Here is a 15,414-nt window from a genome sequence, read left to right as displayed (position 1 = left end):
TTGTAAACTTGTATCGATTATGGCTGATAAAAACAACCCGGAAGAAGAAAACCAACTTAATATCGAACTGTCGGAGGAAATGGCAGAGGGTGTATATTCCAATTTGGTGATGATTGCTCATTCTAATAGTGAATTTGTGCTAGACTTTATTCGTATCATGCCAGGAGTGCCTAAAGCCAAGGTAAAATCTCGTGTCATAATTACTCCTGAACATGCTAAACGATTATTAGCCGCACTAAAAGATAATGTAAGGAAGTACGAAGATGCGTTTGGAACAATCCGACAGACTGAAGAAGGTTTTACATTACCTATGAGTTTTGGTGGAAAAATGGGAGAAGCGTAATCAAAATATCTATATTGCAAATAGAAAGGCCTGATAAGTTGGAACTTATCAGGCCTTTCTATTTGCAAAGATGGTTACTTATCATATAATTTGCTATTAAGATTATATAATCTGTTTTCCATGCCTTTACCACCTCTGAACTGTCCCTCTTGTGGAGCAATGCTGGAGTTAAAGTACCGCCATTCCAAAATGGTAGTTTGTAAGTATTGTGGTCAGACAAGTTATCTCAATGTAGATAGCCTATTCACAGTTGGGTCTCCAATCGTACTGGTAGATTATGGATCTGTTTTATCTGTAGGGAAGAGAGGGAAGATAAAAAATAAGCCTTTTGAAGTAGTAGGCAGATTGCGATTTGATTATGAAGATGGATTCTGGGATGAATGGTTGCTCATAATGGATAACGAAGCCGAAATCTGGTTGCAGGAAGATGAAGGAGAATTTGTTCTTTTTCGAAAGAAAAACCTTTCAGACCCTCCTCAATATACAAGTCTGGTTGTAGGATCAATAACGGCAATAGAGACAGACGATGTTTTTCTTACAGAGAAAAACAAAGCAGTTATCAATGGAGGAGAAGGTGAATTACCTTTTCAGGTAGTTGCAGGCGAAAAAGCTGATTATGTAGATGGGATTGTTGTAGGTAAGAAATTGATTGCTAGTCTGGAGTATATGCCGGATGGTGTTGTATATAATGTGGCAGAGCCTTTGACTATGAAAGATTTTCTGTTTAACTAATCCGACAATCTGTGCAATATGAACAAAATTATTATAGTAGCCCTTTTAATGGTACAGATTATTCTCTGTAGCTGTGACAATATACAAACGAAAAAAGAAGCGGCTATAGCCTCCATACATTATGATACTGTTAACTTTGGCAGTTATTATAATGTACCCATGGATTCTGCTTTCTTCTTTTCTATAAAAGATACTAAAAATACCGAGCTGTCAGATTTTACAGTAGATAGTGCTTATGTGATTACCGTAAGTCTAAAAGGAAAACAGGATATTCCGTTTCGCTTAATCTCATTGAATAAAAATGTAGAGGTGAAACCTATCCAGACAAATGAGAACAAGTATCAGTTGAATATACAACAACGTGTGCCTACTGCTGATAAATATTATGCGAAGCTGGCAGTAATACCGCCTGATAGTACTCGATACATTTTCAGAAACAGATTCTGGCTTGATTCGACGAAATCAAAGTTTGAGGAGGGCACGATGGAAGTAGATACAATTTGTAAACTTACCTATAAGATAAACGCCGATAAGTAGCAATAGTCCTAAGAAGGGTGTTAAAAATCCATGGCATCAATTAAACCACAGTCATATTTTCAAACAATAAAGCAATTCCGGTGTACTAACTGCGGTGGTGAGATTTCATTGATTAACACTCGTACACGTTATATCGGTTGTCAATACTGTGGAGCCGTTGTAGATGCTCGTTCAGAAGCACATCAGGTCATTGCTAAGCTAAATCAACCATCCAAATACCCTCCAAAGTCTTTCATTCGTTTGGGAATGCAGGCAAGATTTGATGGGATCAAATACCAGGTATTGGGGCGTACATGCTGGCGGTCAGTGTACAAGGAATATTGGAAAGATGAAGATGGGAGTGGCTATTCTGACGAAACCTGGAAATACGATGAGTGGGTTCTGATGAGTGAGTATCAAACTTTTTTTTATCTGATAGAAGATGAAGAAGGATATGCTATTTCAACCTCAATAGTACCTGTATACCCTAACCTGCTTTTAAATCTAAAAATTAAAGATTTCTACTCCAATAGTATCCGGCAGGTACAGGAATATGGGAATTCGGAAGTCGTGTTTTTCGAAGGTGAATCTACTTACCAGATACATACGGGAGATAAAGTTCAGTTTACGGAATATGTGGCAGGTAATTCTTTTATTGTAGAAACAAGATTGGATAATACAGGTACTGCGAAGGAGATCGAATTTTTTGAGGAAACGAGAATTAGCCGAAACCAATTGCTGACCGCGTTTGAAGGCAACCCGGAAGTTGACAAACTCTTGCAGTTACGTACTCAGCGACGTGCAAATAATAAATTCTGGTTAAAGACATTTGGCTTTGCAGGGATAGTCTTTTTGCTTTTATTGTTTTATTCGCTGGGCTCTGGAAATCAAATATTTACACAGAAATTTGTGATTCCACAAGCGTTGGATTCCAATAAGATCAGTGAGACTCCCGAGCTACTTACTTTAATCCGGCCTTTTGAGGTTCAGCCAGGGATAGTTAAACTGGTATTATCTGCTTCTTTTCCTGATAATAGTGATGCATGGGTAGGACTAGAACTACAAGACAGTAAAGGAGAAATAGCTAATGTATTAGATGATAATTTTTTTCAGGAATCAGGTACAGAATATTGGCAGGAAGATGGTGAGAGTGGCTGGGAAGACTGGGAGGAGTCTGAAAGAGAGAAAGAAGCTTATTATCGGGTAGAACAAACCGATACATATTCGGGGAAAGTATATGTGATACCTAATGCCAAAGGTGATGTGACTGTGCAGTTTACTGTATTTCAGGGTAGTATACTAAGTAGATACTTTATGATTGCCGCTATTTGTTGTGGAGTAGGTTTTGTAATTATGGTGTTAGCTGGCATAAGAGATTGGAATGTGATGTAGATAGTAAATAGATTTAACACAATTATGTACTTATGCAAACATTTACAAGAATACTTATTGTAAGCGGATTGGCTATTATGTTGGTTGTGGCATACCTGGCTTCTATAAAAGGCTATGGTTTGACAAGAATGACAGATCCAAAGATTCAGGAAGAGATTCGGAAAAATAATGGAAGTATACGGTATTTTCAGGGGCGTAGTATTAGGGGTGGTGGACCTCGATACGGTAAATAGAATAATAGCAGTATAAGCAAAACTATTCATGTCAGATACCTTTACCGAATATAGGAAGTATCCATCTGTTGAACATGCTCAGAGTTTTCTGGATTTATTGGAAGATAATGAGATAGGATATCATGTTGAGAAAACAGCTCCATCTTTTGATGTAACATTTGCTCAAAATCAACTAGGTGAAGACATTGTCATTAAACTAAAGTCTTCCGACTTTGAAAGAGCGAATGAACTTCTTGAAAAAGTAGCTATAGAAACCTATAATACAATTGAAAAAGATTATTACCTTTTTGAGTTTACAAATGAGGAGCTTATGGATATTGTAGCCAGGCCTTATGAATGGAATCTATTTGACTATCAATTAGCTCAGCAAATCCTGAAAGAAAGAGGAAAGTCAATACCTGTTGAACTGACAACTGCTCTCAAAAGGAGTAAAATAGAAGAACTGGAAAGAATAGAACCTTCTCCTGTACCCTGGATATGGGCTGGTTATATACTTTCGATAGTGGGTGGATTATTAGGTTTTTTTATAGGGTGGCATTTACTGGCATCCAATAAGGTTCTTCCTAATGGTAAAAGAATAAAAATGTATGATTCTGCAACCCAGCTTCATGGAAAACGCATAATGATAATTGGAGGGCTCTGTATTATCATTTGGCTTATCATCCGATTAACGATAACTTTTTATATATAAAATCTTTTATCATGTATACACTGCTTACAATCTTACTTCAGGCTCCCGGATTTTGGGAGAAAGGTATCATGGGCACAATCATCTACAGTGTCATTGGACTAATTATGTGCGTAATAGGGTTTAAGGTAGTAGATTGGTTAATTCCAGGACATTTGGCACGACAGATTGCAGAAGAAAAAAACATAGCTGCAGCTTTGGTTGCCGCTGCCTTGATTTTAGGTATCTGCATTATTATTGCCGCCGCCATAGCAGGATAGCTAATCATTGGTGGCAGAACCTCTTTAAAAATGAATATAGAAAATCAGGCTGAAGAAGATAAGACAAAAAATCAAAATAAGTTAACAGCTGCCGTGCTGCCGGTCTTGCTGGTGTCTGTTTTTATTATTGCCACCTGTGGCATTTTGTATGAATTACTAATAAGCAGCATTTCTACCTATTTTTTAGGAAGTAGTATTCTACAGTTCTCTCTGACAATTGGTTTTTTCATGTCATTTATGGGAGTAGGATCATTTTTATCAAAATACATTCATTCAAAACTCCTGGATCAGTTTGTTACTATTGAGATTATTCTGGGAGTGCTTGGCGGCTTCTCTGCCTTTATTCTTTACCTCTCTTATTCTCTCACAGAAAACTATCATCTGATTGCCTTTACTTTAATCAGTTTGCTAGGCACATTGATAGGACTCGAAATACCATTAGTGACCCGAATAGTGCATAGCTATGCAAGCCTTAAAGATACAGTAGCCAAAGTGTTATCATTTGATTACATTGGGGCATTGTTGGCATCTATTATCTTTCCTTTACTGTTACTGCCTTATTTGGGAACAATGCGTACTTCTTTTTTGATAGGCATACTAAATCTGGCTGTAGCGGCATTTAATAGTCAGATATTCAGGAATGATCTGACCAGAGGCGTGTGGAAGCGTAATATCTCCATTGCTTTGATTTTGGTATTATTAGCTGGCTTTATTTATTCATTTCGTATTGTTAGTTTTTTCGAACAGTTTGTATACCAGGATGAAATATTAGTAACCAGACAATCTCCTTATCAACGTATTGTGGTAACCAAATGGCATCAGGATTATCGTTTGTATTTAAATGGACACTTGCAGTTTTCAAGTGCAGATGAATACCGTTATCATGAGCCTTTAGTACATGTGCCAATGGCATTATCGTATAATCATGAAAAAGTATTGGTACTAGGAGGAGGAGATGGATTAGCTGTCAGAGAGTTATTGCTATATAAAGATATTCAGCAAATTGATCTGGTAGATCTGGATAAGGCTATGACTGATCTGGGGCAACAACATCCTATATTTAGACATCTTAATAAGAACTCATTAACTAACAAAAAAGTAAGAATATTTAATGAGGATGCGTATAAGTTTATAGAAAAATCTACTGATATTTATTCTGTGATCATTATTGATCTGCCAGATCCTAGTGATCCGGGTTTAGGAAAATTATACTCCCGTGAATTTTATCAGCTACTTCAAAAGCGGTTGGCGATAGATGGAATTGTAGTTACACAAGCAACCTCGCCTTATTTTGCTACTGAGGCTTTTTGGTGTATTTCCCATACATTAGGAAATGTTTTTACAACTATAAAACCATACACAGTGTATGTGCCTTCATTTGGGCAATGGGGATTTGTATTAGCTTCGAATAAACAAAATAAAAGATTGAGTAAAAATACTGTGTACACAATCCAGCAAATGCTGAAAACCCAGCCCATGCGATTTCTGAAACCACAAATTGTACCTGGTCTTTTTGCTTTTGATCCGGATATGGCAGAACGTCCAACCCCTGTCAATACACTGGATACACAGATCCTTGTTCAGTCTTACGAAAAAAGTTTGCGTAACTGGGAATAAGAAAGCATAACAGAATGATAACGTAGTTACTTCACAGAGTTTGTTATGGTGAATCTATCTTCGCGCCTTTGATCATATTATTATCCGAACTTTATGAAAAAACAGGCTCTTTATCTTCTTTTCTGCTTACTATCTCAGGTGCTATTCGCACAGATAAAGCCATTAGCCAATGCACATGCCCATAATGATTATGAACATACACGCCCACTTTTCGATGCACTGGAGCAAGGATTTACAAGTGTAGAGGCAGATGTATATCTTGTAAATGGTGAACTATATGTTTCGCATAACCCTCCAAAAGAGTTGGATACCAAACGAACATTGAAGGAATTATATCTGAACCCATTGCAGAAGATTGTAAAGAAGAATAATGGAAAGGTGTATGCTGTTTATACTGGGATTTTTTACTTAATGATTGATTTTAAAACTTCGGCTAACGAAACTTATGAACTCTTGAATGAGCAACTAACGAAATATCCGGAACTTCAGAACAATTCACATTTTGTTATTTTCATCTCTGGTAATCGTCCCATAGAAAAAATTCGTACTGATAAATCTGCGAAAGTAGGCTTGGATGGAAGACCTGCGGATCTGGGATTGAATATTCCTGTGAGCCAGATGCCTGTAATAAGTGATAGTTTTACAAATATTTGTAAATGGAATGGAAAAGGAGAGATACCAGAAACAGAACGTCAGAAACTGATCTCACTATCTCAAAAGGTTCATGCTGAAGGTAAGAAGTTAAGACTATGGGCAAGTCCGGATGATGCCAATGCCTGGAAGGTATTGATGGATGTAGGAGTAGATATGGTTAATACAGATAAACTGGCTGATTTAAGAAAATTTCTGGAAAAATATCAACCTGCTCACAATTGAAAGATTGATTTTTGTGTTTTGTAGGAAAATAGCTAATAATCTATGAAACGATCAACTATTTTCCTTTGTGTGAGTTTTTGTATGGGTGTTATTATGGGTAGTGCAGGCCAAGGCAATACTGAACAGTGGCCTGCTTTTTCCGCAGATCTAACTCCTCCAGCACCTGATTACTCTCGGGTTGAGTATTGGGCAGCTCTACCTTCTATAAAAGATAAAGCAGATGAAGTTCCCAAACGTAGTAAAGGGCTGAAAGATCTGCAGGCGGAAGCCAAAGCGGATGTATTTTTCGTTCATCCTACTATATATACCTATGAGCCAACAACAAAATATATCTGGAATGGTGATGTAACAGATGCAGAGCTAAATAAGAAAGTAGAAGAATCTACTATTCTTAATCAGGCATCAGTGTTTAATGCTGCTGGCAAAATATATGCTCCACGTTATCGGCAGGCACACTTCTTCTGTTATTATACATCTCAGAAAAAAGATGCTGCAAAAGCCTTTGATCTGGCATATAATGATGTGAAATCTGCATTTGAATATTACCTTACTCACTACAATCAGGGACGCCCTATTATAATTGCAGCGCATAGTCAGGGGACTCAGCATGCCAAACGACTGTTAAAAGAGTACTTTGATGGTAAACCTCTGCAGAAACAGTTAGTAATAGCCTATCTGATTGGGATGCCAATACCTGCTAACTATTTCAGTCAGATACGACCTGCTATTTCTGCCGAACAAACAGGGGGATTTGCTACATGGTGTACCTATGCAAAAGATTATTATCCATTAGAATATGAAAATGAACAGTATAAATCGCTTGTGGTAAATCCTTTGACATGGGATACAACATCTGTATATGCAGAGAGGAAGCTAAATAAAGGTGGGGTTGGATTAGGATATAAAATGACTAGTGTAGGTGTGGTAGATGCACAAAGACATGAAGGCATGTTATGGATAGGCAAACCTCATATTCTAGGGGCAGGTTTGCTACATACCAAGAACTGGCATGTAGCTGATTATAATTTGTTCTGGATGAATGTACGCGAAAATGCTGTACTACGTGTCGAAGCCTTCTTACGAAATTACTCAGGAAAGCTACCCTCAGAATGAGATATAATTTCATTCTGAGGGTAGCCCTCTTTACTGTTTGCGTTTTTTGTATTTGGCAAGTTGCAAATGCAGATCGTCGATCTGTTCAATCAGACCAGGCTGGTTAGGGCGAATCGTGTACAAAGTCTCTAGGGATTTTAAGGCTGCCCAGTGATCTCCAATCACAAGATAGATAGACGCCATACCTGAAAGTCCCCCAAAATGGCGTGGTTCTAATTTCAGCGTTTGTTTAATATCATCTATAGCCTTCTTAAAATCTCCACGTAAGTAGTAAGCCGTTGCTCGTTTATTCCAAGCTTCTGGATATTCAGGATTTCTTTGGATCATTCTGGCAAAAATACGTATTGCAGAGTCAAAGTTCTCATTTCGGAGAAAACGGCAACCTCGTTTCATCATTGTATTGATCTCATCAGAACCTCCTTCCATCCAGATATCCCAGATCATATCTTCAACAGCCTCAGCTTCATTTTCATTTTTTGTCGATTTTAATATTGTAAACAGACTGTCAAGCATTTCGCCAGAATGAGATTTGTTAGGGTACAACATAGGCAAGTTGTGTTTGGAGGTTGATAACTAATAAGATGAAAAAGTATCTGTAGTTTGTTACTCGTATCAGCGCCAGACTAAAAATATAAAGTTGAATAATGAATGAAAGGCTATCCGGTAATTATAATTACCAGTGCACATTTACAGCCTTACATCTATACAGATTAAGTGTATTGTATGGTTTTGGGCTTCTGCCAGTCGGCTCTGTTATATATAATTCTGTAACAGAGGTTTGAGGTACAAAATATTGCTTAGAAGATATTTCTCTGAGACGGTATACTATGCTTTAAAGCAAGAACATTAAGTTAGTATTAAAAAATTAAATTTCAAGTACTTAAAGCTTTATTTTTTGAAGTAGTCTGTTTGATCAGAATGTATAAGGACTAAAGCTATATAATTCATCTTATAGACATAGATTAGAGATCCAACTAACTTTCGTATAGTAGACTGGATCTCTAATCCATATTCATAGGATAAAGTGTCATAAAGGGATTGAAAAGCCTGAATAAGTATCTTTATGAGATAGGATCAAGTAGGTTAATTGTATAATTATCTTATCATATCTCAAGCTACTTTTTCAACAGGTTGTTGATTGGCTAGTGAGGCTACCCATTCATTATAGTTTTTCTCGATCCACCTTCCCAACAGATAGTTGACTGAAAGAGGTAGTGCGACACGTAAAAACCATGAGGTTCGTTTAGGAAATACAAGATTGATTGCGGCAAAGGAAAAGGTCTCAATCCCATACTTTAAAAGATTATGGGCAATCTGACTATCCAGTAATTTGGCAACGTTTGAATATGGATATTGTTCGATAACAGATCCAGACCCGGGCTGCGATGAGTGAATATCTTTCTGCTCTTCTGTCTCGGAAGCAAAACTGTGATTCTTCATATACAGTTCTATCTATAAATATTAATAATTTGTTCGGTTTGCTGTTTTCGTACAAAATAGTGACAGCTATTAAAAGGTAATGAGCAGGAGACGGTTGACTAATACCGTTATTGAGTTTGTAATAATCTGGGGTTGCTCTTCACTGGTATCTTAATTTCACGTACCGCAGCTCCAGGTTGTTCAGACGCATAAATAAAATTCTTATAACTTCTGCGAATCTTGTGTAATGCTATTTCCAGATCCCGGACTACATATGAATGGCAGTAGCCACGATGTTTGGAGTGAGTGTATATAGTTACTGCTTCTGTTACAGGATTAACAGAAAATCTTCCTACCCTACACCCTTTGTATACAATATAAGGATCATAAATAGCATAGCCTTTATTGATTAAGGCTTTACGCAGGACTTTCCATTGAATTGGCTTTTGCAATAACCAATCCAATACCAGTTTGATGGGCATTGTGAGGTTATTTCTCATATACTTACATATTATTAGATGAATAATTACACTAAAATTTCATGGAAGTGGTTTGTCGTCAATAGATTAGTAAACTAATGTGCCTTTGGATTTAAAAGTTGGTTTTCGTTTGTAACTTGTTGATATACAGCGTGTTTATGACATTTGGTATAAGCTGTGAATGCGTAAAATATTCTACATAAGCACAATTTTCTGATTAGGAAATATATACTATGGATTAGTCAGGTGAATGTCTTTCTACAATCTAGTGGAAATGAAATATAAAAAAAGAGCTACTCACTTAGTTAGTAGCTCTTCCATATAAAAATGTAATCCTATATCACTTATTTGAATGATATGTTTTGAACGCACATTATACAAATGCGGTAGAAGAATTGTTAGTGCAAGAAAGAAGAATAGAAATCAGGTATTCTGATTCTTAGTAGTAGGTACCTGTTAGTAAGTAATTAGTAACATAATCATGAATGCCTTCTTCCAGACTATGAAAAGCTTTGTCGTAACCTATAGATCTAAGTTTTCCCATGGATGCCTGAGTAAAGTACTGATACTTATCTCGGATATCTGCAGGAGTATCCACAAAGTCAATAGTTGAAGGAGTATTTAGTGCCTTAAAGGTATTGTTGGCAAGATCAAGAAAAGTACGGGCTTTACCGCTTCCCAGATTGTAAATGCCTGAGTCTCGTCGGCAATGCATTAAATAACTACAAACTTCAATCAGATCTTTTACATAGATGAAATCACGCATTTGTTCTCCATCTTTGAAATCAGGGTTATGAGATCTGAATAGTTTCATTTTACCAGAATTGCGGATCTGATGGAATGCGTGGAAAATGACTGATGCCATACGGCCTTTATGGTATTCATTCGGGCCATATACATTAAAAAATTTGAGACCTGCCCAGAAGAAAGGTTTTTTATCCTGTTCCAGTACCCATTTATCAAAATCGTTTTTAGAATCTCCGTAGGGATTCAGTGGCTTTAATAAAGGGATGATTGCTTCACTGTCTTCATATCCATGTTCTCCTAAGCCATATGTTGCAGCTGAAGATGCATAAACTAAAGGAATCTGGTATTCATAGCACCTCTGCCAGATAGTCTTGGAATAGTTGATATTTAGACGTTCAAATATAGACCAATCAAATTCGGTAGTATCTGTGCGGGCTCCAATATGAAAAAGAAATTCTACTTCTTCATAATTTTGGTCTAACCATTCAAAAAAATTGTCACGATGTACTCGTTCTTTTATTTTCTTACCTACAAGATTGCGGTTCTTTTCTTCGTTTGAAAAATCATCAACAGCTATAATGTAGTTGAAATTATCGGCATTCAGGCGGCTAATCAGGCAACTCCCGATAAACCCAGCGGCTCCCGTTACGATAATCATGAATAATAATTTTTTGAAAGTTAGGAAAAAAGATTGCTTAAAAAGTGAATGGCTTATACTAAAAAGAATAAAGCTTGAAGCTGTTCTAACTTTATAAACTATCAGTTGAGAAATAAAACATAAGTAGTTTTACCAAAGGTAATCGCAAATCTACAATAAAAAAATGAGAAGAACTGCAATATAATATTTATAAAAAATAGTATTTTTTGTAGTAATGAGGCCGTTTTTTGTTTTGAAGTATATTAACCATACTTTTGTAAATTATTTTAAATGAAATGGATCTGTAGTAAGCAATAATTCTGTTCTGAATAGTTTGCGATCTTTAGATAATATAAGTAATAGCTTGATTAATAGAGACTAAATAAGGAGTGTGATGATTTACATAACACGAAAAGAGCATTTTAATGCAGCACACAAATTGTACAATCCCAATTGGACAAAAGAGAAAAATGACGAAGTATTTGGACCATGTGCTAATGAGTATTTCCATGGACATAACTTTGAGTTAATCGTTACAGTAAAAGGGCGTCCTGATCCAGATACTGGATTTGTGATGGATATGAAGAAGTTAGGTGGATTAATGAAAGATTTAATCATTGATAAAGTAGATCATAAAAACCTGAACCTAGATGTGGATTTTATGAAAGGAAAAATGACCAGTTGTGAGATATTTATTGAAGAGATATGGAAAATACTCGCACCTGCTATTGAAACGGCTGCTCCTAACGCCAAGCTTCATAAATTGTTACTTATCGAGACTCCAAAAAACTTTGTAGAATATTATGGAGAGTAATGTATGGTAGATAGTGTGTTTTATAAGCTTATTCTATTTTTTCATACATTACTTGTGTCATTATGAAATATTATGTCATTGCAGGAGAACGTTCAGGTGATCTGCATGCTGCCAATCTCATTAAAGCAGTTGCACAAGAAGACAAACAGGCTGAGTTTCGGGGCTGGGGAGGCGAACAAATGGAGGAGGCTGGTGCATATTTGGTAACTCATTACCGAAATATGGCGTTTATGGGATTCTTGGAGGTAATAAAGAATCTAACCACCATCAGGAAGTTTATTAAAAAATGCCAGGAAGATATTCTTTTATGGAAGCCTGATGTAGTAATTCTTGTCGATTACGCCGGCTTTAATATGCGGATAGCAAAGTTTTGTAAACAGCATACTATCCAGGTATTTTATTATATCTCACCTAAAGTATGGGCATGGAATCAGAGCAGAGCCTATAAAATCAAAGCAACTGTAGATCGCTTATTTGTTATTCTACCCTTTGAGAAAGAATTCTTTAAGAAGTATGAATACGATGTTGACTATGTAGGGAATCCTTTGCTTGATGAAATTGCCGCCTTTAAACCTGAATCTGATTTTTTGGTAAAGAATAACCTCTCCGAAAAATCTGTTATTGCTCTTTTACCTGGAAGCCGGTATCAGGAAGTTGAAAAGATGCTATCCGTGATGCTTGATGCTGCCCAATTGCTAGATAAAGAAAAGAAGGGGCAATATCAATTTATTATTGCAGGGGTATCTAATCTTCCTAAAGCCTTGTATGAAGAAAAGATAGCCACATTAGAGAAAGAGCTAAATGTTAACGTAATTTATAATCAGTCCTATGATTTATTGTCTGTTGCGACTGCTGCTTGGGTAACTAGCGGGACTGCAACATTGGAAACTGCGTTATTTCATGTTCCACAGGTAGTTTGTTATCGTACAAGTGCATTTACCTATCAGATTGCTCGTTTACTTATTAAGATAAAATATATCTCTCTCGTAAACCTGATTGCGAATGAACCGGTTGTTGTTGAATTGATTCAAAATGAATTAACCACCCAAAAGGCTTTCAACGAATTGGCTAAACTTTTACCTGGAGAAAAAGCTCGACAACGCCAATTAGAAGGATATAATAAGGTAGATAAATTGATGGGAGAACCTGGAGCTTCACAACGAACCGCCAGATTGATGATGAAGTATCTTACGTCATCTACACAAAGCCAGTAAGATAAGTATCGACTGGCTTTGTGTAAAGAAAATTTATGATACTGTTTGATGGAACTGAATCAGACCTGTAATAGGATTGTCAATAATATTTTCGATATGAATATTTTTATCCTGAGCAACTTTAAGAAGGATATCCTGATAATGGAAGGCTATTGAACCTGTGAAGTGAATCGGATACTCCTGATAATTGGCAAACTTATTTACATAGCGTTTGATAAACGCGTCAAAACCGTTATAGATAAGTTGCTGAGAGTAAGGATGTGTAATATGGTCAGATAAGAAACGGGAGAAAGACGCAAAGTAACTGCTTGGGAAATTACGTTTATAGGCGTATTCCAATACAGTTTCAATATTCAGATGGTATGTATCCTCAAATGCCTGATGTAAGTCTGCTGGCATTTCTTCATGGAAGAAGTGTTGAATAAGAGTTCTTCCTAGATACCCACCACTACCTTCATCTCCTAACCAGAAGCCTAAAGATGGACGTCCTGCAATAATATCAGATCCATCATAAAGACCTATATTTACGCCTGTCCCAATAATACAAATGATACCTGCTTTATGACCACTGAGAGCTCTTGCTGCTGCTAGCAGATCATGGCCAACATGAACCTGAGCATGCGAGAATAAACGGCTTACTCCTTCTTTGACAATGTTACAATTTGTCTCAGTTGAACATCCTGCCCCATAAAAATGAATTTCGTCAACGGCAGTTGTACCTAGTTGGGGAAGTAGTTGAGATGCTATCTCAGCATAAATTTGGTCTGCATCCTGATGATAAGGATTAAAACCGGCTGTTTTCGCCATTTTCACAGAGCCTTCTTCGGTTAGCAACCTCCAATCCGTTTTAGAAGAGCCGCTTTCAGCAATTAAGATCATTGGTATGAAATAAATAAGGGAGCAGAAGTACAATAATGTATTAAAAAAAAGCAATTCCTCCGCTAAAATAATAGCTTTTTTTTAATTAAGTGCTATCGTTCGTCGATAAAAGAAAAAAATTTCTTTTATCGACCTGTCATGATAAATTTTTTTATTATCAGCCTACTAATATACCAATAACCTCAAATTTATCAAAAACATTTTCGGTGTGTGGCGCATCTTCCATTTCTGGAGTCAGGTCCTGACCTGCCCAATGTTCATAATGCTTGCCATTTCGCCATAGTTTCGAAATGGTGACATCATAAATAAAGCCTCGATAGGCAACCCATATCTCAGGTTTATCCTGACCATTTCTAAGTGCTAGCTGTGAGCGAGTATATTCTTTAAGATCCTGCATGAATAGGAAGAATTATGAAAACGACATAAGGTTCTGATTTCATAATCCGGAGAGTTTATTGTTGGGATGTGATATAAGTATAGTCCTTTAAAATAGTTTGTAGAAACTCAAGATTCGATTGAGTGGTTTGTACATCAAGCAACGTTTGCAATTTAGCAGCCAGTGAGGATAGTAAGTAAGGATCGTTGCCATTGCGATGATATGTTTGTAGGGTCTCTCTGATGATTTCAATATCCCGATCACTCAAACGAACTACCTGAGGATATAAAGGCTGATAATTTGAATCAACTTCAGGTAGACGAGTCTGGGCTAACGTAACCCGTCGCTTCATAGTAATTACAGTCGTACCGGCAGCCATATCACCCAGACGCTGTCCCTGAGAACTAGTGCTTATGGTTATGATTGCAACTAATCCAATACCGCAGGGAAAATATACATCTATAATTCTTAGTAGCCAGCGTATTATATAGTTTCCTATTGTAGGTTGAGTTCCATCTAATCGCACCACTTTTATATTAAGAGCTCGTTTACCAATGGTTTGCCCATCCATAACTATCTCAAGTATCAGTGTGTAAAATAAGTTAGGTAAATTGAGAATCAACCAGAGTATGCTGACAAAATCGAAGTTAGCTACGGGAGAACTGCGATCCATAAGATTAGTAGCCATTCCAAAAAGCACAAGTAAAATAATAGAATAAGCTGTTCTGATTAGAGCATCAATAATGCCTGCAAGTAAACGGTCTCCTACACCCGCCGGCTGGTATTCAATAAATACATTCTGAGTAGTTTGAATTTGTATAGTGTTCATACTGTACTGGATAAGCAAGATGTGGTGTTAATATGTGCTATTGAATAGGACTAATATGTGCGATAAAGTGGATTGTCAAACAAAAATAGCCTAATACTTGAAAAAATCCTACGTCAGAGATGAATAGACATTTGCTTATGAGAGAAAATAAACCATTATTTGGTAACCTGTATATTTGCCTTTATCCAAAAAGATACATTTCTTACACGGTTTTGTATAGGTTAATGGTTACCAGCGAAATACTTTGGCC

19 protein-coding genes are annotated in these 15,414 nt (G+C 36.7%); 12 read left to right on the top strand and 7 right to left on the bottom strand.

Annotated features, from left to right (window positions below; genetic code table 11):
• Window positions 1-19 precede the first annotated feature (19 nt).
• From QNI22_RS24950 to QNI22_RS24905, 10 genes are all read left to right on the top strand, one after another.
• Window positions 20-343 (top strand): DUF3467 domain-containing protein, encoded by a 324-nt coding sequence (locus QNI22_RS24950; protein ID WP_313976697.1) that lies wholly within the window; start codon window positions 20-22, stop codon window positions 341-343.
• 120 nt (window positions 344-463) lie between these two features.
• Window positions 464-1,075 carry a DUF4178 domain-containing protein gene (locus QNI22_RS24945; RefSeq protein ID WP_314514763.1) on the top strand — a complete coding sequence of 204 codons (612 nt, stop codon included), beginning with the start codon at window positions 464-466 and terminating at the stop codon, window positions 1,073-1,075.
• An 18-nt stretch (window positions 1,076-1,093) separates the two neighbouring features.
• Window positions 1,094-1,612 carry a hypothetical protein gene (locus QNI22_RS24940; RefSeq protein ID WP_314514760.1) on the top strand — a complete coding sequence of 173 codons (519 nt, stop codon included), beginning with the start codon at window positions 1,094-1,096 and terminating at the stop codon, window positions 1,610-1,612.
• Window positions 1,613-1,642: 30 nt separating this feature from the next.
• On the top strand, window positions 1,643-2,983 hold the full coding sequence (locus QNI22_RS24935; protein WP_314514757.1) for a TFIIB-type zinc ribbon-containing protein: 1,341 nt from the start codon (window positions 1,643-1,645) through the stop codon (window positions 2,981-2,983).
• Between the two features lie 32 nt (window positions 2,984-3,015).
• The gene (locus QNI22_RS24930) at window positions 3,016-3,216 is read left to right on the top strand and encodes a hypothetical protein (protein ID WP_313976693.1); all 201 of its coding nucleotides are present in this window, start codon (window positions 3,016-3,018) and stop codon (window positions 3,214-3,216) included.
• A gap of 28 nt (window positions 3,217-3,244) precedes the next feature.
• Window positions 3,245-3,907, top strand: coding sequence for a hypothetical protein (locus QNI22_RS24925; RefSeq protein WP_314514755.1), 663 nt, complete (start codon window positions 3,245-3,247; stop codon window positions 3,905-3,907).
• Between the two features lie 11 nt (window positions 3,908-3,918).
• Window positions 3,919-4,164: a DUF350 domain-containing protein gene (locus QNI22_RS24920; protein ID WP_314514752.1), complete on the top strand. Its 246-nt coding sequence runs from the start codon at window positions 3,919-3,921 to the stop codon at window positions 4,162-4,164.
• 30 nt (window positions 4,165-4,194) lie between these two features.
• A complete protein-coding gene (locus QNI22_RS24915; protein ID WP_314514750.1) occupies window positions 4,195-5,781 on the top strand; it encodes a polyamine aminopropyltransferase in 1,587 nt (528 codons plus the stop codon).
• Window positions 5,782-5,874: 93 nt separating this feature from the next.
• A complete protein-coding gene (locus QNI22_RS24910; protein WP_314514749.1) occupies window positions 5,875-6,657 on the top strand; it encodes a phosphatidylinositol-specific phospholipase C/glycerophosphodiester phosphodiesterase family protein in 783 nt (260 codons plus the stop codon).
• A gap of 42 nt (window positions 6,658-6,699) precedes the next feature.
• A complete protein-coding gene (locus QNI22_RS24905) occupies window positions 6,700-7,770 on the top strand; it encodes a DUF3089 domain-containing protein (RefSeq protein WP_314514747.1) in 1,071 nt (356 codons plus the stop codon).
• A gap of 30 nt (window positions 7,771-7,800) precedes the next feature.
• Here QNI22_RS24905 and QNI22_RS24900 read toward each other — a convergent pair whose 3' ends face one another.
• From QNI22_RS24900 to rfaD, 4 genes are all read right to left on the bottom strand, one after another.
• Window positions 7,801-8,316, bottom strand: a complete 516-nt coding sequence (locus QNI22_RS24900; RefSeq protein WP_314514745.1) for a tetratricopeptide repeat protein — start codon at window positions 8,314-8,316, stop codon at window positions 7,801-7,803.
• A 564-nt stretch (window positions 8,317-8,880) separates the two neighbouring features.
• Window positions 8,881-9,210 carry a hypothetical protein gene (locus tag QNI22_RS24895; protein ID WP_314514742.1) on the bottom strand — a complete coding sequence of 110 codons (330 nt, stop codon included), beginning with the start codon at window positions 9,208-9,210 and terminating at the stop codon, window positions 8,881-8,883.
• Window positions 9,211-9,317: 107 nt separating this feature from the next.
• Entirely contained in the window at window positions 9,318-9,689 is a 372-nt protein-coding gene (locus tag QNI22_RS24890; protein WP_314514737.1) for a hypothetical protein, read from the bottom strand.
• Between the two features lie 418 nt (window positions 9,690-10,107).
• Complete coding sequence (gene rfaD, locus QNI22_RS24885; RefSeq protein WP_314514736.1) at window positions 10,108-11,073, bottom strand: ADP-glyceromanno-heptose 6-epimerase; 966 nt, start codon at window positions 11,071-11,073, stop codon at window positions 10,108-10,110.
• 373 nt (window positions 11,074-11,446) lie between these two features.
• Here rfaD and QNI22_RS24880 point away from each other — a divergent pair, with 373 nt between their 5' ends.
• A complete protein-coding gene (locus QNI22_RS24880) occupies window positions 11,447-11,866 on the top strand; it encodes a 6-pyruvoyl trahydropterin synthase family protein (RefSeq protein WP_314514735.1) in 420 nt (139 codons plus the stop codon).
• Between the two features lie 62 nt (window positions 11,867-11,928).
• The gene (lpxB, locus tag QNI22_RS24875; protein ID WP_314514734.1) at window positions 11,929-13,080 is read left to right on the top strand and encodes a lipid-A-disaccharide synthase; all 1,152 of its coding nucleotides are present in this window, start codon (window positions 11,929-11,931) and stop codon (window positions 13,078-13,080) included.
• Between the two features lie 33 nt (window positions 13,081-13,113).
• Here lpxB and QNI22_RS24870 read toward each other — a convergent pair whose 3' ends face one another.
• From QNI22_RS24870 to QNI22_RS24860, 3 genes are all read right to left on the bottom strand, one after another.
• Window positions 13,114-13,959 (bottom strand): N-acetylglucosamine kinase, encoded by an 846-nt coding sequence (locus QNI22_RS24870; protein WP_314514732.1) that lies wholly within the window; start codon window positions 13,957-13,959, stop codon window positions 13,114-13,116.
• A 157-nt stretch (window positions 13,960-14,116) separates the two neighbouring features.
• Window positions 14,117-14,356 (bottom strand): cytochrome b5 domain-containing protein, encoded by a 240-nt coding sequence (locus QNI22_RS24865; protein WP_314514730.1) that lies wholly within the window; start codon window positions 14,354-14,356, stop codon window positions 14,117-14,119.
• Window positions 14,357-14,411: 55 nt separating this feature from the next.
• The gene (locus tag QNI22_RS24860; protein ID WP_314514727.1) at window positions 14,412-15,164 is read right to left on the bottom strand and encodes an RDD family protein; all 753 of its coding nucleotides are present in this window, start codon (window positions 15,162-15,164) and stop codon (window positions 14,412-14,414) included.
• Window positions 15,165-15,414 lie beyond the last annotated feature (250 nt).

Origin of the sequence: Xanthocytophaga agilis, assembly GCF_030068605.1 — a bacterium.
GTDB lineage: Bacteria > Bacteroidota > Bacteroidia > Cytophagales > 172606-1 > Xanthocytophaga > Xanthocytophaga agilis.
The sequence above is the reverse complement of the archived record's forward strand: the minus strand, read 5'-3'. Positions and strand labels throughout refer to the sequence as shown.